At 64.9% G+C, this 20,510-nt stretch carries 16 protein-coding genes and 1 tRNA gene; 9 read left to right on the top strand and 8 right to left on the bottom strand.

Translation table 11 applies throughout. The features are described from left to right. Positions 1 to 40 precede the first annotated feature (40 nt). On the bottom strand, positions 41 to 538 hold the full coding sequence (locus AC5Y49_RS03000; protein ID WP_499884290.1) for a MarR family winged helix-turn-helix transcriptional regulator: 498 nt from the start codon (positions 536 to 538) through the stop codon (positions 41 to 43). A 113-nt stretch (positions 539 to 651) separates the two neighbouring features. On the opposite strand from AC5Y49_RS03000, the gene AC5Y49_RS02995 reads away from it, so the two are divergent. Next, complete coding sequence (locus AC5Y49_RS02995; protein ID WP_499884289.1) at positions 652 to 2,688, top strand: ABC transporter ATP-binding protein; 2,037 nt, start codon at positions 652 to 654, stop codon at positions 2,686 to 2,688. Further along, positions 2,685 to 3,527 (top strand): CbiQ family ECF transporter T component, encoded by an 843-nt coding sequence (locus AC5Y49_RS02990; protein WP_499884288.1) that lies wholly within the window; start codon positions 2,685 to 2,687, stop codon positions 3,525 to 3,527. The genes AC5Y49_RS02995 and AC5Y49_RS02990 overlap by 4 nt, the downstream gene beginning before the upstream one ends. 2 nt (positions 3,528 to 3,529) lie before the next feature. On the opposite strand, the gene AC5Y49_RS02985 is transcribed toward AC5Y49_RS02990, so the two are convergent. From AC5Y49_RS02985 to AC5Y49_RS02975, 3 genes are read right to left on the bottom strand one after another with little or no spacing between them, the layout of a single operon-like run. Beyond that, complete coding sequence (locus tag AC5Y49_RS02985; protein WP_499884287.1) at positions 3,530 to 4,849, bottom strand: ABC transporter substrate-binding protein; 1,320 nt, start codon at positions 4,847 to 4,849, stop codon at positions 3,530 to 3,532. Further along, positions 4,846 to 5,661 (bottom strand): carbohydrate ABC transporter permease, encoded by an 816-nt coding sequence (locus AC5Y49_RS02980; RefSeq protein WP_499884286.1) that lies wholly within the window; start codon positions 5,659 to 5,661, stop codon positions 4,846 to 4,848. The genes AC5Y49_RS02985 and AC5Y49_RS02980 overlap by 4 nt, the downstream gene beginning before the upstream one ends. Continuing rightward, on the bottom strand, positions 5,648 to 6,532 hold the full coding sequence (locus AC5Y49_RS02975; RefSeq protein WP_499884285.1) for a carbohydrate ABC transporter permease: 885 nt from the start codon (positions 6,530 to 6,532) through the stop codon (positions 5,648 to 5,650). The genes AC5Y49_RS02980 and AC5Y49_RS02975 overlap by 14 nt, the downstream gene beginning before the upstream one ends. Before the next feature lie 33 nt (positions 6,533 to 6,565). Between AC5Y49_RS02975 and AC5Y49_RS02970 the strand changes: the two genes are divergently transcribed. After that, on the top strand, positions 6,566 to 8,083 hold the full coding sequence (locus tag AC5Y49_RS02970) for a TldD/PmbA family protein (protein WP_499884284.1): 1,518 nt from the start codon (positions 6,566 to 6,568) through the stop codon (positions 8,081 to 8,083). Further along, positions 8,080 to 9,441, top strand: coding sequence for a metallopeptidase TldD-related protein (locus tag AC5Y49_RS02965; RefSeq protein WP_499884283.1), 1,362 nt, complete (start codon positions 8,080 to 8,082; stop codon positions 9,439 to 9,441). The genes AC5Y49_RS02970 and AC5Y49_RS02965 overlap by 4 nt, the downstream gene beginning before the upstream one ends. A gap of 8 nt (positions 9,442 to 9,449) precedes the next feature. Here the strand turns inward: AC5Y49_RS02965 and AC5Y49_RS02960 are convergent, their stop codons facing one another. Further along, on the bottom strand, positions 9,450 to 9,776 hold the full coding sequence (locus tag AC5Y49_RS02960; protein WP_499884282.1) for a hypothetical protein: 327 nt from the start codon (positions 9,774 to 9,776) through the stop codon (positions 9,450 to 9,452). 172 nt (positions 9,777 to 9,948) lie between these two features. On the opposite strand from AC5Y49_RS02960, the gene htpG reads away from it, so the two are divergent. Next, positions 9,949 to 11,880 (top strand): molecular chaperone HtpG, encoded by a 1,932-nt coding sequence (htpG, locus tag AC5Y49_RS02955; RefSeq protein ID WP_499884281.1) that lies wholly within the window; start codon positions 9,949 to 9,951, stop codon positions 11,878 to 11,880. A gap of 2 nt (positions 11,881 to 11,882) precedes the next feature. On the opposite strand, the gene AC5Y49_RS02950 is transcribed toward htpG, so the two are convergent. Beyond that, complete coding sequence (locus AC5Y49_RS02950; RefSeq protein ID WP_499884280.1) at positions 11,883 to 12,767, bottom strand: alpha/beta fold hydrolase; 885 nt, start codon at positions 12,765 to 12,767, stop codon at positions 11,883 to 11,885. A gap of 70 nt (positions 12,768 to 12,837) precedes the next feature. Between AC5Y49_RS02950 and AC5Y49_RS02945 the strand changes: the two genes are divergently transcribed. The 3 genes from AC5Y49_RS02945 (at position 12,838) to AC5Y49_RS02935 (ending at position 14,492) form a co-directional block, all read left to right on the top strand. Further along, positions 12,838 to 13,674 (top strand): carboxymuconolactone decarboxylase family protein, encoded by an 837-nt coding sequence (locus AC5Y49_RS02945; RefSeq protein ID WP_499884279.1) that lies wholly within the window; start codon positions 12,838 to 12,840, stop codon positions 13,672 to 13,674. A 38-nt stretch (positions 13,675 to 13,712) separates the two neighbouring features. Further along, positions 13,713 to 13,786: transfer RNA gene (locus AC5Y49_RS02940), tRNA-Ile, on the top strand. A 229-nt stretch (positions 13,787 to 14,015) separates the two neighbouring features. Continuing rightward, positions 14,016 to 14,492 carry a tyrosine-type recombinase/integrase gene (locus AC5Y49_RS02935; RefSeq protein ID WP_226057894.1) on the top strand — a complete coding sequence of 159 codons (477 nt, stop codon included), beginning with the start codon at positions 14,016 to 14,018 and terminating at the stop codon, positions 14,490 to 14,492. 104 nt (positions 14,493 to 14,596) lie between these two features. On the opposite strand, the gene AC5Y49_RS02930 is transcribed toward AC5Y49_RS02935, so the two are convergent. Then, a complete protein-coding gene (locus AC5Y49_RS02930; RefSeq protein WP_141681816.1) occupies positions 14,597 to 15,253 on the bottom strand; it encodes a hypothetical protein in 657 nt (218 codons plus the stop codon). 59 nt (positions 15,254 to 15,312) lie between these two features. Next, the gene (locus AC5Y49_RS02925) at positions 15,313 to 16,041 is read right to left on the bottom strand and encodes a hypothetical protein (protein ID WP_054585833.1); all 729 of its coding nucleotides are present in this window, start codon (positions 16,039 to 16,041) and stop codon (positions 15,313 to 15,315) included. Positions 16,042 to 17,512: 1,471 nt separating this feature from the next. Between AC5Y49_RS02925 and AC5Y49_RS02920 the strand changes: the two genes are divergently transcribed. Next, complete coding sequence (locus AC5Y49_RS02920; protein ID WP_080691165.1) at positions 17,513 to 19,765, top strand: AAA family ATPase; 2,253 nt, start codon at positions 17,513 to 17,515, stop codon at positions 19,763 to 19,765. The last annotated feature ends 745 nt before the right edge of the window (positions 19,766 to 20,510 follow it).

Genomic DNA, 20,510 nt, shown 5'->3' with positions numbered 1-20,510 from the left:
CAACCTGACGGCCACCGCGTACGAGCCGTCACCTGGGCCGTTACCGCTGTGTGCCGGGTCGTGGAACGGGTGGGGAGTCCTCGAGCAGCCGGCGCAGAACCGTGACGGCCTCAGCCAGGGTTTGGCGATCGGCGAGCTCCAACCGGTCGAGTTGCGGCTCGATGGCAGCGGCCCGGTCGGCTCGGACGCGGTCGAGCGCGCGCACGCCGTCCGCTGTGATGCGGATGCGGACCGCGCGGGCATCGCCCGGATCGGCGGTCCGGGTCACCAGGCCCGCGTCTTCCAGCCGCCGCACCTGGGTGGTCATCGTCGGCTGCGAGCAGTGGTCTACCGCGGCCAGATCGCAGATCCGCGCTTCACCTTGCGCCTCGATGGTCGACAGCAGCCGAGCTTGCGCCGCCGGCAACGCCATCTGGATGCGCTGGGTGGCATACCGATTGAGCCGGGCGACCACCGCCAGTAGATCCGCCCCGAGGCCGGGTCGGGACCTGTCGCTGCCGCGGGCAGCAGCAGGCGGGGAAGTGGCCGACGTCGTCATCCCTTAATAATTCCATAGCTTGGCTATACACACCACTTGTTGGGCATCTTTGCGGTCTCACCGCACGGCGTGCGGAAGTGGGATACGCGTCAACGACTGGCAGAATCAATGAAATGACCGCGACCGGCTCAGCGACTCCGCCCGGGCGGGCGCATTCGCTGCGGCCCGGCGAACTTGCGCAGGCATCGGTTATGGCCGCGCTGTGCGCTGCGATCGCCATCATCTCGATCGTGGTTCCGTTCGCCGGCGCGTTGGCGCTGGTCGGGACCGTTCCGATGGGACTGCTGGCCTACCGCTACCGGTTGCGGGTGCTGATCGCCGCGACCGTCGCTGCGGGGATCATCGCCTTCCTGATCGCAGGGATGGGCGGCTTTATGACCGTCGTCAATAGTGCCTACATCGGCGGGCTGACCGGGATCGTCAAGCGCAGGCGCCGCGGAACGCCAACGGTGATCGCCGCATCCTTGGTGGCCGGCGCGGTCTTCGGTGCGGGGATGGCGGCCGCTCTGACCGTGCTCGCGCGGCTGCGGCATTTGATCTTCGACACACTCAAAGCCAACGTCGAGGGCATCGCGACGGTGTTGGCGCGGGGCGGGCTGCAGCAATCCGCCGACGACCTCAGGCGGTTCATCGCCGTGGCGCTGCAGTACTGGCCCTGGCTGATCCTCGGTACCAGCGTTATCTCCGTCACGATCGTGTCGTTGATCGGGTGGTGGGCGCTGGCGCGAGTATTGGAGCGGATGCGCGGTATCCCCGATGTCCACAAGCTCGACGCGCTGGCCGAAAGCGGGCCGATCGAACCGGTTCCGGTGCGGCTGGATCAGGTGCGCTACCGCTACCCGCGCACTAACCAGGACGCGTTGCGTCCGGTCAGCTTGGATGTCCACGTCGGCGAACACGTGGCGGTCACCGGTGCTAACGGCTCGGGGAAATCCACCTTGATGCTGATCCTGGCCGGCCGGGAACCGACCTCGGGCAGTGTCGTGCGGCCCGGCGCGGTTGGCCTGGGGCGGCCCGGCGGCACCGCGGTTATCCTGCAGCACCCGGAAAGCCAGGTGTTGGGCACGCGGGTCGGCGACGACGTGGTGTGGGGGCTGCCGCCCGGCACCAGCACCGACGTCGATCGATTACTCAGCGAAGTCGGGCTCGACGGGTTCGCCGAACGCGACACCGGAAACTTGTCCGGCGGTGAGCTGCAACGGTTGGCGATGGCGGCCGCGCTGGCGCGGAAGCCGGCGTTGCTGATCGCCGACGAGGTCACCAGCATGGTCGACCAGGAGGGCCGCGAGGCGCTGTTGCGCATCATGTCCGGTCTGTCGGAAAGGCATCGCACCGCGCTGGTTCACATCACGCACTACAACGATGAGGCCCAGTCCGCCGACCGCACAATCAATCTCAGCGATTCGCCGGACAACACCGCGATGGTCGAGACGACGGCGGCGCCGATGGCTACCGTCGCGGTCCACCAACACGAGGACACGCCGGTTCTCGAGCTGGTGGGTGTGGGTCACGAATACGGCAACGGCACGCCGTGGCAGAAGACCGCGCTGCGCGACGTCAGCTTCGCGGTTTATCAGGGCGACGGAGTGTTGATCCACGGCGGCAACGGCTCAGGCAAGTCCACCTTGGCCTGGATCATGGCCGGGCTGACAGTGCCGACTACTGGCAGCTGCCTGCTCGACGGCCGGCCGACCCACGAGCAGGTCGGTGCGGTGGCGTTGTCGTTTCAAGCCGCGCGATTGCAGTTGATGCGCAGCCGGGTGAACCTGGAAGTCGCGTCGGCGGCCGGGTTTTCGCCCCATGACAAGGACCGGGTGGCGACGGCGCTGGCTGTCGTGGGACTGGACAGCGCACTGGCTGAACGGCGAATCGACCAACTCAGCGGTGGACAGATGCGCCGCGTGGTCCTTGCCGGGTTGTTGGCCCGTGCGCCGCGGGCGTTGATCCTCGACGAGCCGCTGGCCGGCCTGGACGCCGTCAGTCAGCAGGGGTTGCTGCGGTTGCTGGAGGATCTGCGCCGTGAGCAAGGTCTGACCGTGGTGGTGATTTCGCACGACTTCACCGGCCTCGAGGAATTGTGCCCGCGCATACTGCATCTGCGCGGCGGCGTGCTCGAGCCGGCGTCGACAGCGGCGGGAGGCGTCGCGTGAGTACGCCTGCGCCGCCGCGCCGCTCGACCCGGCGACCGCCTCGGCCAGTCGTGCTGCTGCGTCCGATACCGCGAGGGTCAGTTGTCCACGACCTGTGGGCCGGCACCAAACTGGTGGTGGTTTTCGCTATTTCGGTGTTGCTGACCTTCTACCCGGGTTGGGTGGCGATCGGGCTGGTGGCCGCGCTGATATTGGTGGCGGCGCGGATAGCGCACATACCTCGTGGTGCGCTGCCTTCGGTGCCGCGCTGGCTATGGATCATGGTCGCAATCGGTGGTCTCACCGCGGCCTTGGCCGGCGGCCATCCGGTGGTTCAGGTGGGCACGACGTCCCTAGGGCTGGGTGGGTTGCTGAACTTTCTGCGCATCACCGCGTTGTCGATCGTTCTGCTGGGCCTGGGGGGCATGGTCTCGTGGACCACCAATGTCGCCGAGATCGCGCCCGCCGTAGCGACTTTGGGCCGACCGTTGCGCTGGCTGCGGATTCCGGTTGACGAATGGGCCGTGGCGTTGGCGCTTGCGTTGCGCGCCTTCCCGATGTTGATCGAGGAGTTCCGGGTGCTCTATGCCGCACGTCGGTTGCGGCCCAGACAGATACCGCACAGCCGCCGAGCCCGGCGCAGGCGCCGCGCATTGGAGTTGATCGATCTGCTCGCGACCGCGATCACGGTGACGTTGCGCCGGGCCGACGAAATGGGCGACGCGATCACCGCCCGCGGTGGAACCGGTCAGATCTCGGCCGCACCCACGCGACCCAAGCTTTCTGACTGGGTGGCGCTGTCGATCGCCCTGGTGGTATGCGGCGCTGCGCTGGCCGCGGAGTTGGTGCTGGGCGCCTAACCCTATCGACGGGCAGCCGTGTTGGCCGCGTCCTGCGCCCGGCGCAGAGTCGTCGCCACGTCGCTTCTGCCCAGGAACATTTCGTCGAAGTACGGTTTGAGTGCCTGGAATCCGGCGGCGAAGCCCGTCCCGCCGGGGGCAGGGATGCGCGGACCGCGCAGCACAGCGAAAAACGGTGTGACGTCCACGCCTTTGTCGGCCCAGTAATCGAAATACACCCGCTGCGACGGCAGCACCGCCGGAATGGCCGAGCCGCGGCGGCCCAGGTAGTCATTGCCTTGCTTGCTGCCCATCCAGCCCAGGACCTGTTGCACCGCAGCCGGGTGGGGCGTCGCTGAATTACCCGCGGCGGCAATGCCATTCGTGACGCTGACTCGCCCCTTCGGCCCAGACGGCAGCATCGCCACACCCCAGCGGAATCTGGCGTGCTCGGCCACGCCGGCCAGGTTGTAGGTGCCGGACTGGAACAGCGCCATCCTGCCGGCCAGGAACTGATTGCGGGAGAAGTCGGTGTTGTCGTTGGTGTCGGAGGCCGGGGGAGCGACGTGCTCGTCGTTGATCAACGTGACCAGATAGCTGAACGCGGTGACCGCCTCGGGGTTGTCGAACGCGAACCTATCGCCGGACTGGAACACTCCGCCCGCCGAGCCGATGTAGTTCAAGTAGATGCCCTGCGGGTCGTTGGCGGCGTTGTAGCCCCACTGCCTGACCCGCCGCGGATCGAAACCCGGTGTGGCGGCGGTATGCCCGTCGGCGTCGATGGTGAGCTGTGCCAGCAGCGCGCGCAGCGTGTCGTCGCGGACGGGGCTCCACCGCAGCGTCGCCAACCGGGCGGGATCAACTCCTCCCGCCGCCAGTAGATCCGCGTTGTAATACACCGCGGTACCGGCGTCGGTCAGCTGCGGCACGCCCCACAACACGCCGTCGCGGGTGAACTGCTCGACCACCGCAGGCTCCCAGTCCCCGGCGTTGTCGATATGCATCAGCCGTCCGCTGTCGGCATAGGCAGCGAGATAGGCGTTGGACAGCCAGAAGATGTCGTCGGCGCTGCCACCGGCCACGTCGGTGCGCAGCGTGTCGAAGTAGGTGGAATAGGCCACCACATTGGTGCGCACTTCGATATCCGGATGCGCGCGCATGAACGTCGCGAAGGACTCCCGGTAGGCCGTCGCGACCTGTTCATCCCACAACCGCACGGTCACCACGGTCTTGCCGCCGCGTGGTGTGGCCGAGAGGTCCAGCAGCACCGCCGTCGTTGCCAGGAGCGCGGCCACTGCCACCACTGCCGCAGCGGCCAGCGTGGAAATCCGCAGGCGAGTCATTTCAGCCCCGAGATCACGATCGAGCGCACAATGTGCCGCTGGAATACCACGAACAGCATGACCAGCGGAACGATTGCCACCGTGGTGGCCGCCATCACCAGCGTCCACTGGGCGTTGTAGCGGGACTGCAACGCGGCTGTCGCCACCGTCAGCACCCGCCATTTGGCGCCGCTGGTGATCACCAGTGGCCACATGAAGTTGTTCCATTGCGAGACAACGGTGATCAGCATCAAGGTGACCAGGACGGGCCGGCTCGACGGGACCACCACGTGCACGATCACATCCAGCGTGTTGGCGCCGTCGAGGCGGGCGGCGTTGACCAGGTCATCGGGGATGGCCCGGAAGTACTCACGCAGCAAGAAGATCGCATACGGCGAGCCGAACACGAACGGCAACACCAACGCCCAGAACGTGTTGCGCAGGCCGAGTTGCGCCATCATCAGATACAGCGGTACCACGGTCACCGTCGCCGGCACCATCAACGTCGCGATGTAGACCCAAAACAGCACGTCACGCCCGGGAAACTGCAACCGTGCGAAGGCATAAGCTGCGAGCACCGAAAAGCTCAGCTGCCCAAGCAGAATCACGGCAGTCATCAACGCGGTGACCACAAGCGCGCGGCCAAAACCCGCACCGCCCAGATCCGTGTAGTTGGCCAGCGTGAACGGCTGGGGCCAGGCCAGCGGCGTGCCGGTCGCGAACTGCCGAGCCGAGGTAAACGACGTCAACAAGCCAAGCGCAAACGGCGCCAGAATGACGACGGCACCGACCGCCAGGCCGGCGTAAACTGCGGACGCCCTAAGTGAGGTCATAGCTGATCCGCCGCCGAAAGTACAGGTGCTGAGCGATGGTGACGCCGACCAAGATGACGAATAGCACCAGGGCCATGACCGCGGCGCGCCCGATTGCCGCCGAGCCGAAGGCCTCGACGTAGATGCGGTGTGCCACCAGATCGGTGCGGCCGGCCGGCCCGCCGCCGGTCAGCGCATACACCGTGTCGAAAACCTGGGCGGCGCTGACAATTCCGGTGACCAGCACGAAGAACATGGTGGGCCGCAGCATCGGCAGAGTGATGCGCCAGAACCGCTGCCAGGCGCTCGCCCCGTCGGTCAGGGCCGCGGCGTGGATCTCGGCGGGAATCGCCAGAATGCCCGCCACGAAGAACAGCGCCACATAACCGACGTTCGTCCACACGATCACCGCTGAGACCACCGGCAACGCCAAGCCCGGATCGGTGAGCCATTCGATGCGGTGCCCCAGCACGGTGCTCACCGCACCATCGGTTGGGGCCAGGATCCAGCGCCACAACACCGCGATCGCCAACGGAGCGCAGATCCACGGCAGCACGTACACGGTGCGAAACACGCCACTACCGGGGAGCTCTCGCGCGAGCAACGAGGCCGCGGCCAGACCCAGCACCGTCTGCACCGGCACCACGATCGCGACGAACACCAGCGTCACCGCCAGGGAATTGCCAAACGTCGAATCGGTCAACACCGAGCGCCAATTGGCCAGTCCGACATACTCGATCGGGCCCAGCAGATCCCAGCGGTGCAGGCTCAGCCACACCACCACCAGCATCGGCAGCAGCAGGAAGGCGACCACCCCGAACAGGCTGGGCGCCAGCAACGCATAGCCCAGCGCTATGGAGCGGCGTCCCTTCGCCAGCCCAGGATCGGCCATGGCTGTATTAAAGCCGGTCGTTACGGTGTAGCGGTGACGCCGAACCGGGGGATCGATGCTGACTTTCTTCACCTGCCCCGCCACGAGTTGGCCGACGCCGCGCTGTCCGCGGCGACTGCCGCCGGCGCCAGCCACGCTGACCTGCGGATTCACCGCATCACCACCGAGGTCATTCGGCTGCGCGACGGCGAGTTGGAGACCACGGTCATCAGCCGCGAACTCGGATTAGCCGTCCGGGTGATCGTCGACGGCACCTGGGGGTTCGCATCGCACGCCGAGCTCTCCGTCCCGGTCGCCGTCGACACCGCGCAGCGGGCCGTGTCGGTGGCCACCGCCTTGGCTGCGCTGAACGACGAACGCATCGAACTGGCACCCGAGCCGGTCTACACCGACGCGAGTTGGGTTTCGAGCTATCGGGTCGACCCGTTCACCGTGCCGACCGCCGACAAAGTCGCCGTGCTGGCGGACTACTCCGGCAGGCTGCTGGCCGCCGACGGGGTGGACCACGTGTCGGCTGGGATGACCGCGGCTAAGGAGCAGACCTTTTACGCCGACACGTTCGGCTCGACGATCACCCAGCAGCGGGTCCGGCTGATGGCCGGCCTGGAGGCGGTCAACGTCGATGCCGCCGCGGGTGGTTTCGACACCATGCGCACGCTGGCGCCGCCGACCGGCCGCGGCTGGGAAGTGGTCGCCGGCGACGAGGTCTGGCATTGGAGCGACGAGCTGGCCGAACTGCCGTCACTGCTGGCCGAGAAGGTCACGGCGCCCAGCGTGGCGGCCGGGCCGACCGACCTGGTGATCGACCCGACCAACCTGTGGCTGACCATCCACGAATCCATCGGGCACGCCACCGAATACGACCGCGCGATCGGCTACGAAGCCGCCTACGCCGGGACGTCATTCGCCACACCCGACAAGCTGCACAGCTTGCGTTACGGCTCACCGGTGATGAACGTGACCGCCGATCGCACCGCCGAATTCGGTTTGGCCAGCATCGGTTACGACGACGAAGGAGTAGCCGCCCAAAGCTGGGATCTGGTGCGCGACGGGATCTTCGTCGGCTACCAACTCGACCGCGTGTTCGCGCCGCGGCTGGGCCAGCCCCGCTCCAACGGCTGCTCGTATGCCGATTCGCCGCATCACGTGCCGATTCAGCGAATGGCCAACGTGTCACTGCAACCGGGCCGCGACGAGTTGTCTACCGCCGACCTGATCGCACGGGTTGACGACGGCATCTACATCATCGGCGACAAATCCTGGTCGATCGACATGCAGCGCTACAACTTTCAGTTCACCGGGCAGCGGTTCTTCCGGATCCGCGACGGCCGGCTGGACGGCCAGCTGCGCGACGTCGCCTATCAGGCAACCACCACCGATTTCTGGAATGCGATGGAGGCCGTCGGCGGGCCGTCGACCTGGCGGCTGGGCGGGGCGTTCAACTGCGGCAAGGCCCAACCCGGGCAGGTGGCCGCCGTCAGCCACGGCTGCCCCTCGGCGTTATTCCGTGGCATCAATGTGCTCAACACCCGGGCGGAGGCCGGCCGATGATCAGCCCGCAGCAGGTCGTCGACATCGCGCTGGCGGCGGCGCGTGCCGACGAGACCATCGTGATCGTCACTGACCGCAGCGAGGCGTCGCTGCGCTGGGCCAACAACTCGATGACCACCAACGGCGTGTCAACAAGCCGCAGTACCACAGTGATTTCGATTGTGCGGCAAGGCGATAGCTCCCGCGTCGGTTCGCTGCGCTCCGCGGAGGTGGATCCGTCGCTGATCCCGGCTCTGGTCGAAGCGTCGGCGGAGGCGGCCCGGTCCGCGCCGAAGGCCCGCGACGTTGCGCCGTTGCTGCCCGGCACCGACGTGCCGGAGAACTGGGATGCGCCGGTACCGGGAACGGGCGCAGAGGTATTCGGCGATGTCGCAGGTTCGTTGACCCAGGGTTTTCGCGGCGTGGATCTGTTGTACGGCTTTGCCCGCCACGAGTTACAGACGACGCTGGTGGCGACGTCGACGGGGCTGCGGCGACGCTACACCCAGCCCACCGGTTCGGTAGAGATCAACGCCAAGCGGGGCGTCGCCAGCGCCTGGGCCGGCATCGGCACACCGGATTTCGCCGGTGTGCCAACGGATCTGCTGTTGGAACAATTGTCCACGCGATTGGATTGGGCCGGCCAGATCATCGAGTTACCCGCGGGGCGCTACGAGACGATCATGTCGCCGTCGACGGTGGCCGACATGATGATCTATCTGGGCTGGACGATGTCCGGCCGCGGCGCCCAGGAGGGCCGCACAGCGCTGTCGGTTCCCGGCGGGGGAACCCGGGTGGGGGAGCGGCTCACCGATTTGCCGCTGACGTTGTACTCCGATCCGGCTGCCGCGGACCTGGGCTGTTCGCCATTCGTCGCGGCCACCAGTTCATCGGAAACGGTGTCGGTCTTCGACAACGGGATGGACATCGAGCGGGTGGACTGGGTGCGCGACGGCGTGATCAACGCGCTCGCCTACCCGCGGGCGGCGGCCGCCGAATTCAACGCGCCGTACGCCGTGGCCGCGGACAACCTGCTGATGACGGGCGGACAGGCCCCCCTCGCTGACATGATTGCCGAGACCGAGAGCGGCCTGCTGCTGACCACCCTGTGGTACATCCGCGAGGTCGACCCGACCACACTGCTGCTGACCGGGCTCACCCGCGATGGGGTCTACCTCGTCGCCGACGGTGAAGTCACCGCGGCGGTCAACAACTTCCGGTTCAACGAGAGCCCGCTGGACCTGTTGCGTCGGGCCACCCAGGTCGGTGCCAGCGAGGTGACCTTGCCCCGGGAGTGGGGTGATTGGGCCACCCGGGCGGCGATGCCGTCGCTGCGGATACCCGACTTCCACATGTCCTCGGTGAGCCAGGCCCAATAATCGTCAGCTCAGGCGGCCAATCCGAACCCGCCATGGGGCATGGCCGACGGTTGTTCGCTGTTGCCGACAAACACGACGTGACAAATTCGGCGCGGTTGCCTCGGGGCTGCGCCGCGGCGGGCGCCACGCGTGCGCCCGATCATGCGTCCCAGGTAGTCGGCGGCGATCCACCACGCGCCGCACAGTGCCAACGCGACACCGAACTCGAACGGCGTGCCGACGGCCAGCTCTACCAGCGCATATGTACCAGACACGATGGCACTGGCTACTGCTCCGACGTGAAGTGCGGTGATGCGTGGATCTCGGGTTTGCGACGGGTTAGCAATCGTCGCCATGGTTTCTCCTGCTCACTCGACAACGTGACTCTGACCTGTCAAATACCCAGCATGTAATTTGCTCAAACTGTTACCCCGACGTTTCGCTGCCGAGACGGGGCGAACCAGGGCCAGGGCTTCAGCGATTCGGGGTCTCGGTAAATTTGGGCTTTATGTCGTCGAGGGGAATGTCATGAGCACACACGTCGAGCAGTTGGAATTTCAGGCCGAAGCACGCCAGCTGCTGGATTTGATGGTCCACTCCGTCTACTCCAACAAGGATGCGTTCCTGCGGGAGTTGATCTCGAACGCCTCCGATGCGTTGGACAAGCTGCGTCTGGAAGCGTTCCGGAACAAGGACCTCAACGTCGATACCTCCGATCTGCACATCGAGATCGACGCGAACAAACATGCCCGCACCCTGACTGTTCGCGACAACGGCATCGGGATGACGCGCGCGGAGGTCGTGGATCTGATCGGCACGCTGGCCAAATCGGGGACCGCGGAGCTACGTCAGCAGCTGCGGGAGGCCAAAAATGCGGATGCCTCCGAGGAGCTGATCGGCCAGTTCGGCATCGGGTTCTATTCGGTATTCATGGTCGCCGACAAGGTCGAGTTGCTGACACGCAAGGCCGGCGAGAGTGAGGCCACCAAATGGGAGTCGAGTGGCGAGGGCACCTACACCATCGAATCGGTCGACGATGCGCCGCAGGGCACGTCGGTGACCATGCACCTCAAGCCGGAAGATGCCGAGGACGAGCTGCACGACTACACCGCGGAATACACGATCAGAAGCCTGGTCAAGAAGTACTCCGACTTCATCGCCTGGCCCATCCGGATGCAGGTCGAGCGGACTACCCCGGCCACCGAGGAAGGTGGCGACGAGACCGTCACCATCGAAACGCAGACCCTCAACTCGATGAAGGCGCTGTGGGCCCGGCCGAAAGACGAGGTTTCCGAAGAGGAGTACAAGGAGTTCTACAAGCACATCGCGCACGCCTGGGATGACCCGCTCGAGGTCATCGCGATGCGGGCCGAAGGCACTTTCGAGTACCAAGCCTTGCTCTTCATCCCGTCGCACGCGCCGTTCGACCTTTTCAACCGCGACGCCAGTGTCGGTATCCAGCTGTACGTCAAGCGGGTGTTCATCATGGGCGATTGCGATCAGCTCATGCCGATGTATTTGCGCTTCGTCAAGGGTGTCGTCGACGCACAGGACATGTCGCTCAACGTTTCCCGCGAGATCCTGCAACAGGACCGCCAGATCAACGCGATCCGGCGTCGCCTGACCAAAAAGGTTCTCTCGACAATCAAAGAACTACAGGCTGAGCGGCCGGAGGACTACCGCACCTTCTGGACGCAGTTCGGCAGAGTCCTCAAAGAAGGCCTGATGTCGGACTTCGACAACCAGGACGCGCTGCTGCGCATCTGCTCGTTCGCCTCGACGCACAGCGACGAGGAACCCACCACGCTGGTCGAGTACATCGAGCGCATGAAAGATGGCCAGGAGCAGATCTTTTACGCCACCGGTGAGAACCGTGAGCAGCTGCTGAAGTCACCGCATCTCGAGGCATTCAGGGCCAAGGGCTACGAGGTGCTGTTGCTGACCGACCCGGTTGACGAGGTCTGGGTGGGGTCGGTGACCGAGTTCGACGGCAAAGCGCTGCAGTCGGTGGCCAAGGGCGAGGTGGACCTTGACTCCGAGGAGGACAAGGAGGCGCACAAGGCCGAGCGCGAGGAGCAGGAAAAGGATTTCGCCGACCTGCTGACGTGGTTGCAGGAGACTCTGGCCGATCATGTCAAGGAAGTGCGGCTCTCCAGCCGGCTGACCGAGTCGCCGGCCTGCCTGATCACCGACGCCTTTGGGATGACACCGGCGCTCGCGCGGATCTATCAGGCGTCCGGACAGGCGGTTCCGGTCGGGAAGCGAATTCTCGAACTGAACCCGGAGCATCCGCTCGTCACTGGCCTGCAGCAGGCCCACAAGGACCGCGCCGACGATCCCTCGGTGGCCGAGACCGCGGAATTGCTCTACGGCACCGCGCTTCTCGCTGAAGGCGGTGCACTCGAAGATCCCGCAAGATTCGCCGAGCTGCTTGCCCACCGGCTGGCCCGCACGGTGTGACGTCAGCCGGTGTCGGCGTGCCGGGCAAGGAAGCCCAGCACCGCGTCGGCGAAAACGTCGTTGCGGTCACCGGCGACCATGTGGCCGGCTCCGCGGACGTCGACGAACTCGACTTGCGGGAAGCGCGAAAGGAATTCGTCAGCGCGCTCCTGACTGACGAGGTCGCTCATCTGGCCGCGCACCAAAAGTGTCGGCACGCCGTCGCGCAGGATCGCGGCGACCGCGGTGTGCAGGCGATCGACGTCGGTGACTTCAATCGGGGGACGCGACGCGGTGCCGCTGATGAACTGCGGGTCCCAGTGCCAATACCAGCGATCGCCGCGGCGGCGCAGGTTGGTGGTCAGGCCCTCCAGGTCGGAGGGGCGCGGCCGATGGGGGTTGTATTCGGCGATCGCGTCGGCGACCTCGTCTAAGGAGTCGAAGCCCGATTCCATCCGGTCGGCCATGAAGTTGTGTATCCGCGTCGCCCCGGACGGATCCATGTGCGGCACGATGTCGACCAGAACGACGGCGCTGGCGATGCCGGGTGCGAGTTCGCCGGCCAGAAGCATTGTGGTGAGCCCGCCCAGGGAGGCGCCCACCAATACCGGTCGCGGGGGCAGCTGGCGCAGCACTTCTTGGACGTCGCCGGCGAAGCTGACGACGCGGTAGTCACCGTCGTCCGACCAGTCCGATTCGCCGTGGCCGCGAAGGTCGACAGTGACTGCCTGCCACCCTCGCTCCGCTACCGCGGCAGCGGCGCGGCCCCAGGAGCGGCGGGTCTGCCCGCCGCCGTGCAGGAACACCACGGCACGCGCCCGGGGATCGCCCTGGCGATCGGCAACGATGCGCACGCCACCGGGTCCGTGGGTCACGAAGGTTTCAGGTGCCACGGCATCCGGGGTCATCCTCGGATCGTAGGGCGCTGTTCAGGTCAAGCCGTATCGGCTACCCGGCTCCAGGGGCAATAATTCTCCGGTGGACGTTCGTGACGAGCTAGCGCGGTTGGTGGCGATTTCCGGCGATCGGATCGACGCTCTGGTCCGGGCCGTGTGTGCTCAGACGCTTGGTCTGCCGCCGCTGCCGGCCGAGGTTGTGGTGGACGGGCCGGAGTCGGAGACCGAGGTCGTGGTCGCGGAGTTCGCCGAGCAATTCAGCATCGACGTCTCGATGATTGACGCCGAGCAGCGCTCGCGGCTGTGGTCTGCGTTGGGAGACAAGGCGTTTAGCGTCGTGGTGCAGATGTATATCGCCGATTTCGTGCCTCGGGTGCGGGCCGGGTTGGAAGCGCTTGGTGTCGGCCAGGACTATCTGGGCTGGGTTGTGGGGCCGATGTCGTGGGATCACGCCAGCGATCCGTCCCATGCGGTGTTCGACGGCTTTTTGCCCGCAGTGGCGCGGCTGCGTGGGCTGGATGCGCTGACGTCAGAAATGGTCCGGCTGCGCGGGGCCGCGCAACATAACTGCCGGCTGTGCAAGTCGCTGCGCGAAACGACGGCGCTTGACGCCGGCGGATCCGAATCGCTGTACGACGACATCGAACACTTCGAAGCTTCCAGGTTGCTCACCGACCGGCAGAAGGCGGCGCTGCGGTATGCCGACGCGCTGATCTGGTCGCCGGGGCGCATCGACCGCAGTGTTGCCACCGCGGTTCGCCAGCACTTCTCCGACGCCGAGGCCGTCGAGATGACCTTCGACGTGATGCGCAATGCCAGCAATAAGGTCGCCGTATCCTTGGGGGCCGACGCACCACGAGTCGAGCAAGGCACCGAGCAGTATCTGATCGGCGCCGACGGTCAGACAGTGTTCAGCTGACGGCTCTTGCCCATGGCAACATGGTGCCGACGCGCCAGGGGGCGGTAGCTCAGTTGGTTAGAGCCGCGGACTCATAATCCGTTGGTCGCGGGTTCGAGCCCCGCCCGCCCCACCGTATTTTGCCTGGTCAGAGAGCTTTGTGCGCGCGTGGGAGGCGCGGTTAAGGCGCTCACCCCGGCGTCACCCCGGCGACTGGGCGGAGTGCTTACCATACGCGGCAGCGCTAGCTAACCTCGCGGCACGCGGACCGGGTGAGCGGGCATAGCGGTCGACCCGCTCGACGGACGGAGGCGTGCTGATCGCCATCGAAATGTCCAACGACCGTTGCACCTTGCGCCGCCTTGCTGCGCGACTACCTCGCCGAACACCCGCACCGGGACGAACCTGACGCCCCGCTGTGGCCCGCGATGGTGCTCATCCGGCCCCGGCCTACCGGAGTGCGGGCGACGCCCGGCGAGCCAGGAGCGGCCACGACGGGTGTGGAAGAGATTGCGCCGAGCACCACCGCGAAGTCCCGCGCCCCGCGGCAGGCCAACGCCCTGGCCGACCTATCGGTGGAAGACGCCGAGAAGCGATTGGTGCTCGACTGGGACCAGCCGCTCCGCCACACGACGTTCTACATTGCCGTCTACCGACCGGCGGTGCTGCGGGCCAATAGGCTTACGCCGACCACGAACGTAGACCCTGACCAGTCGTTCCATTCCTTACGCCACACCTACGCGAGCCTGTGCCTCGCGGCCGGCATCCGGCCCATCGACATCGCGGAGCTGATGGGGCACCGCGACGTCGAGACGACGCTGACCGTCTACGCCACCTGATCAACACCGACGACCACACCGGCAACATGGCGGCGCTGGGCGCGCTGGCGGCGCCGAAGCCGTTGCACGCGGGAAATGTTGTAGCGCTTCATGGTTAAGCGTTATCAGAACCATCCGAATCGCTCGGCAGTTGCAAGGACCTCGTAGGCGAACTGCCGGAGCAGCGCCAGGTGAGCATTCTTCGGGTACTGGGTGACGCCCTGTTCGAATGGCGGCGGGCCGTCATATGTGAGGTTGCCAGTGATTCCTAAAGACCAGTTGGCGTGCATCAGTTCCTCGTAGAACCGTTCTAGCTTGCGGTCGACGTGGGCCCCGCCGTCTTTGTTGGCGGCGTTCGTTATGAGCCGCCGACGTGAGACCGATGCCTTGGCTCTAACCGAATCTGAATCCCACCAAGTCGTAAACGGGATTTCGATCAGTTGGAGGTCCAGTCTCGGCACGAGCGAGCTCGGCGTTGCTGAATTTAGGTCGATCTTCACGGCTAGAAAATCCCTCCAGTCCGCGAGCTGAGTGGGGGGTGTGGTGAGCATGGTGCAGCTTTCCCGCATCCCGAGGTGGGTCAACAGGGAGATGCTGTTTGGCTTTCCAGTCTTCGGATGAAAGGTGTCGTGGAAAAGCACCCGCATCACGGCGGCCAGGCGAACGCCCTCATCCTCGTGCCCCTCGTCAAACAGCTTCGCGGTTCTTCCAAGGAACCCGAGTTGCTTACGTAGCTCGGCGCGAAAACGGGCGTTGGTCGCTTCATCCACGTCACCTGTCATGCGCCATATCGTCCACTGCCTGGCCGACATCTCCGGCCCCATGCGTCCGAACTGAGCTGTTAGGAGTTTGCGATCACCCAGTCGGTCCACTTCGCGATGAGATCGTTGATGAAGGCTCGGCCCTCATCGATCGTCATCGTTCGCGTCGGTGGTGTTGGACTCGTCGGGATCGCGTGGCGCGCGTCGTCCCCGCTGACGTCGGGGTTGTTCGCTGATTCCCTGAAGGCTTTCTTGTCACCCTCGGTTATCCACTGGAGCTGATTCACGAGAGCATTTGTGCCGCCGACCGCCTTGCGGATCGTCTCGTACACCTTCCAGAGGTCATCCCAGTTCCGGTCGCCGGCCATTAGCGTCAGCACCTTGGCGACTTGATCGTTCGACGCGGCGAGGGCGACGCGAGTTACAGCGGGTGGCTGCGGTGATGGCTTCACTGCGCCGTCCGGGCCGCGCACCTCCGCGCTAGCGGTCACACCCACTCGGAGCCGCAGAACTGCTGCGGCGGGTTGAATCACTTGGTCGCCGTTAGCCGTGGTGTAACGCCCGGCGTACGTCACGTCGTGAAAGTCCGGAATCTCCACCTTCGCCGCGCCGTTGATCCATCCGAGCAGAAGTTGAACTGTGGGGTAGACGCGGTTCACCTCGTGTGCCTGGTCGAGGCCCACCGCTGTCAGGTAGTAACGACCGTCCTCGTCATTGTCTGGGACGACCCGCACATCGCCATCTGAGAAAAGAGCAGCAAGGCGCTGGAGGTCGAGTTGCTCACCGGCGAGCCAGACCTTCAGTGGCATGCCTGGGATAGTAGAGCCGAGTACGGGACCGCTAGGGGACCGCTGCCGCGCGTCGGGCGTTCCGGGTGCATAGCCCTGCTCAAACGTAAAGCCGATGTCGGGAATCAAACCGCGTATTTCAGCTTGGGAACAACCCGTCAAGTTTCTGCTGGGCCGCGGAGATCGACGGGCACGGGTGCCGGTGCTCAAAGTGCTTCTGTAGGCGCTGTTCGAGCCCCGCGAGAGCTCCTCTCGTCATGACGTCCCCTGTCCCTAGCGCCATAGTCCGCGGATTGCCGAACACACCGTGCCGATGCTCCCGCCGCGGGAATCGGCGATCGCAAGCATTGTTTGGCCCGAACCGGGCCACCGGCAGCGCGCATGCTTCCTTAGATTCTCTATATGTATAGACGTTCGTGGCCCGGTCTGACCCAAAATTCCGTCGAATTGTATTGCCTTGCGGTCGAATCCGAAACGATGTACATTGACGTTGCCGAGCCCAGAGTGGGATTTGGCTCCAAACTTCAGATCGCTCACAGAGTCCAAAGAGGCCAGAGGCTAACCCTAATGAGGGTGAGCTCCTGGTCTCTTTTTTGTTGGGCGGGGCGAGGTTTGGGCTACCTGCAACACAGTAGAGGAGGTGAAATAGCATGACAGCACTAAACGAGCGGCGTACCTACCGACTCGGGCCGGGTGAAAGGTTTGAGTGGGCCCACCACAACGAACCGCCGCGGAGCCTGAGCGCCAACAAGGTAAACGGTTTATGGCTCGTTACAAAGATGGGTGCGTACGCAGACACCCCTGCGCTCACGGACAAATTAGTCGAGATGTTGCAGTACCACGATAGCGACGCCGGTCTGATCAATGTCCGGCTGAGTTTGTGGGCGCCCTGGTGACGGCCCAAAAAAGTTCCGGCGCAGTCGAAACCAAAAGGAGGTGGTCGCACAACTCATAAGGTGACCCGTTTCCGCCGTCGCCGCGTTCGCCCGACAAACGGGCGCGGCGGCGCGCGGTTCGGGTAAAGTCTAAGTACCGGCCCTTCCGGGGTCGGGTGACAGTAGACCGCTCGTGTTGCGCGCCCCTGCGCTCTTGCAGGTTGTGCGCTGCGCCTCCCGAGTCACGTTGTCCCGTCAGCGTTTATCGCAGGCGAGACCGAATGTTTGGAGGCGTCCGTGGATGACATGGATAAGCCCGTGCTCACCGAAAATGAGCTCTGGGAGTACCTGCATTGTGAGCAGGGCCTGCCGGTAACCCGTCGAAGCATAAAGCACGCGGTGCTCCGCAGGGAGATCGTTCCGACGCGGTTGGGAAACTGCAATTTCTTCTCGAGGCGCGATGGCCTGGATTGGATCGTGTCGCGGAAGCAAACCGGAACGTATCGAGCGAAGTCTGGTGCTGTCCAATAAAATCGCCGCCCCCGGATTTGGCGGGCCGGGGGCGACTACCCGAATCAGATGGCAAGAAACAGGCGACCCAATGAAGGGCATTACCGATGATACCTGAGCCGACCAACCGCCGAAAGGCGAAGCGGGACAGCTCAGACACGAACGGCCACAGATCCATTAACTACCGCGACCTAGCGCCCGTGTATCTGCGGCAAGGCTATCCGGCACCAATTCCGTTGCCGCAAGGGCGGAAATCGCCGCCGCCGAATGGCTTTACCGGGCATCACAACACACGGCCGCCGTCCGACGAGCAGATCGAAGAATGGCGGCGGGCGCGCGGCGACGATGGCATCGCATTCGTTTTGCAGGACGGACAGATCGTTATCGACGTTGACAACTACGCGAAGGGCGAGTGGCCGGCTGGCACTGGTGCGGCGACGATTGCCGAGCTTGCACAGCGGGCGGGGTGCGAACTGCCAATTGGACCGAAGCTGCGGAACAGGACAGACGGTAGCGAGAAGCGACCCTTTCGCGTGCCCCAGCGGCTGAAGTTCCGGAAGGGCCTGGGGCCGTGTGTAGATGTGGTTACGCCAACTCACCGTTACGTAAACGCTGGTATCAATCCCGACACCGGCAACCCCGAGCGGTGGTTCGACGCCGACGACAGGCCTTTGGACGAACCGCCTCCACCTGATACATGGCCAGATTTGCCGGAAGCGTGGCTGCCGTTGTGTATTCAGGGCTACCGCGACGGACCCACGTCGCTAGCGACCGAGGAACAGGCGCAAGCCTGGCTGGACGGGATGCCCGAAGGGCCGGTCGGGCCTCTGGTGCAGGAACAGCTCGATTACGCGCTGGCTGGTCTTCGCGGCTGCTGTCGCAATCCCAATCACGTTGCGCGGCACGACTGCTCGCAAGAACACATCCGCTGGCTGGTGGAGATGGGTGCAGCGGGGTTGACGGGAGTGCCTGGGGTTCTGGTGTTCCTGCGCGACCAGTTCATTGGTGCCGTAGGGCCAGATCGAAATGGCGGCGCAGATGAGGCCGCGGCTGAGTTCGACGGCATGGTGGCATGGGCCGCTAGGGTGTGCCGACCCGACGTGTTCTACGCGACGCGCGCAATGGATCGGAATATGGCCGCCCACGGTGAGCCGATCAGGCTGAACGACACGACCCCCGACGACGTACCTGAGCCGGCCAACGACAGCGGCGGACGTTACCGGTTGGTGTCAGCCCGCGAGCTGGCCGAGCCGGTGGAGCCGATGCGGTGGCTGGTGCGGGGAATCTGGCCCGAGCGGTCGGCGGGGGTGCTTGCGGGAGACAAGAAGTCGATGAAGACGTGGACCCTACAGACAATTGCGGTCGCGGTCGCGGCGGGCAGGTCGCTGTTCGAGAAGTACCACGTCACCTCGCCCGGGCCGGTGTTGTATCTGGCGGGTGAGGGCGGCCGCAGCACCTTTGCGAACCGACACCAGGTAATCGCGGCGCGCTACTACATCGACCCGGAAACGCTGCGCGATTTGCCGTTCGGCGCGGAGTTCGGAGTCGGTGCGCTCGACAATAGCGAGTTCACCGAAGCGGTCAAGCGACACCTGGACACGTTGCAACCGAAGCTAGTCATCCTGGATCCGCTGTACGCTTACCATCCCAGCGACGTGGAGGTCTCGAACCTGTACGCGCGCGGGCCGATGCTCGCAAACCTACGGGCGTTGATTGGTGACGAAGCGGCGCTGATTGTCGGCGACCACTTCAACAAGACCGCACCGGAGCGACTGGACCTAGACAACGTCGCTCAAGCCGGTATGGCGCAGTGGGCCGACTCGTGGATCCTGCAGAAGCACCGCGACGCACCGAATCTCGACGACGACAAGTACTGGCTGCAGGTCGAGACCGGGACGCGCCGAGGCGGTGGGAAACGCCTTGAGGTGGATTGGACATTAGATCGCGATAAGAGCGACCCGGACGTGATCGCGTGGACTGGCGTTGACTGGGAATGTCGACCGATGGACGTGAAGTCGCCAGGAGCGCGGGCCGACGACACGATGACCGCGATTCTGCAAGTCGTCGCGGACCACCCATTCGAGCTGACCGAAACGAGCGTGTTGAAACTGGTAGGCGGCAACCATGCGAAGAGGCGTGAAGCGTTCCAGAGCTTGAAGATAAACGGTGGCGTCGTGATCAAGAATTGCACCGCCGACGAAGGTGGCCGGTCAGTCAATCGTGACCGAGTAGGCCTGGGTCCGAACGCCGAGAGTCTGCGTCGGAAGCGTTTCCGGCGAGAAGACCTTCAAGACGGCTCGGAGGCGGCGAAGCCAACAGATACCGACGACGGTACGGGTTCGGAACGGGTTGCCGAATGATCGGTGAAAACTATCTGCTAGAAGCAAACTTTCAACCCGTACCGGTAGGGGTACGGGTTGTCCCTCGCGGCGGCCTAGGCCGGGCGGGGTACGGAATCGAACCCGTACCCGCCCCACGCCTATAGGTACGGGTTCGGTTGCCCCCCCTGGCGGAAGATCGAAGAAAAAAACCTATTAGTAGAGGACTTTTGTGACCTATGAGTAAAGGTTTGGGGTATGAAGGTCGCCTGCGCTACACGAATCGCTGTAGGGCGCATCGGCAGCGCGACGGAAAGCCCTGCGGGGCTTGGGCAATGCGGGGCACGACGGTTTGTCGTGTGCACGGCGGCATGGCGCCGCAAGTACGGGCTAAAGCAGCCGAAAGGCAGGCCGCCATGACTAACTACATCGCGAATGCGCTGATTGATGCCATGGACCGTGCAGGCGCCTTGCGCGACGGCCGTGGCCTACCCGCGCCGTGGGGTGAACGACTCCTCGTGGCTTTGGGAATTATTGACGGCCACTACCTGGAGCCTGAGCCGCCAGCAGCCACACCGCCGCGGGAGGCGCACGCGTACCGGCCTAGCGGCCCCGTAGACGCTGCCGAACATACCGACCGGCCAGAACCACCCGTCGACGAATCGGCAACACCTACGGCCCCGGTACGACCTCTACCGAGGTCGCTTAACCAAGACGAAGCGGCCGCGCTAATGCGGGCGTCTTGGCTGCGAAACAGCAAGGTCCGTCGAAGGCGCCGGGGGAGCCG

The sequence above is a fragment of the Mycobacterium sp. NGS62 genome (assembly GCF_059812285.1).
The sequence above is the reverse complement of the archived record's forward strand: the minus strand, read 5'-3'. Positions and strand labels throughout refer to the sequence as shown.

Excerpts from the sequence above, each read along its gene's own strand:
- AC5Y49_RS02995 (WP_499884289.1), top strand. The coding sequence starts at position 652 with ATGACCGCGACCGGCTCAGCGACTCCGCCCGGGCGGGCGCATTCGCTG.
- AC5Y49_RS02985 (WP_499884287.1), bottom strand. The coding sequence starts at position 4,849 with ATGACTCGCCTGCGGATTTCCACGCTGGCCGCTGCGGCAGTGGTGGCA.
- AC5Y49_RS02920 (WP_080691165.1), top strand. The coding sequence starts at position 17,513 with ATGATACCTGAGCCGACCAACCGCCGAAAGGCGAAGCGGGACAGCTCA.
- AC5Y49_RS02925 (WP_054585833.1), bottom strand. The coding sequence starts at position 16,041 with ATGCCACTGAAGGTCTGGCTCGCCGGTGAGCAACTCGACCTCCAGCGC.
- AC5Y49_RS02960 (WP_499884282.1), bottom strand. The coding sequence starts at position 9,776 with ATGGCGACGATTGCTAACCCGTCGCAAACCCGAGATCCACGCATCACC.
- AC5Y49_RS02975 (WP_499884285.1), bottom strand. The coding sequence starts at position 6,532 with ATGGCCGATCCTGGGCTGGCGAAGGGACGCCGCTCCATAGCGCTGGGC.
- AC5Y49_RS02980 (WP_499884286.1), bottom strand. The coding sequence starts at position 5,661 with ATGACCTCACTTAGGGCGTCCGCAGTTTACGCCGGCCTGGCGGTCGGT.
- AC5Y49_RS02965 (WP_499884283.1), top strand. The coding sequence starts at position 8,080 with ATGATCAGCCCGCAGCAGGTCGTCGACATCGCGCTGGCGGCGGCGCGT.
- AC5Y49_RS02950 (WP_499884280.1), bottom strand. The coding sequence starts at position 12,767 with ATGACCCCGGATGCCGTGGCACCTGAAACCTTCGTGACCCACGGACCC.
- AC5Y49_RS02930 (WP_141681816.1), bottom strand. The coding sequence starts at position 15,253 with ATGACAGGTGACGTGGATGAAGCGACCAACGCCCGTTTTCGCGCCGAG.
- htpG (WP_499884281.1), top strand. The coding sequence starts at position 9,949 with ATGAGCACACACGTCGAGCAGTTGGAATTTCAGGCCGAAGCACGCCAG.
- AC5Y49_RS03000 (WP_499884290.1), bottom strand. The coding sequence starts at position 538 with ATGACGACGTCGGCCACTTCCCCGCCTGCTGCTGCCCGCGGCAGCGAC.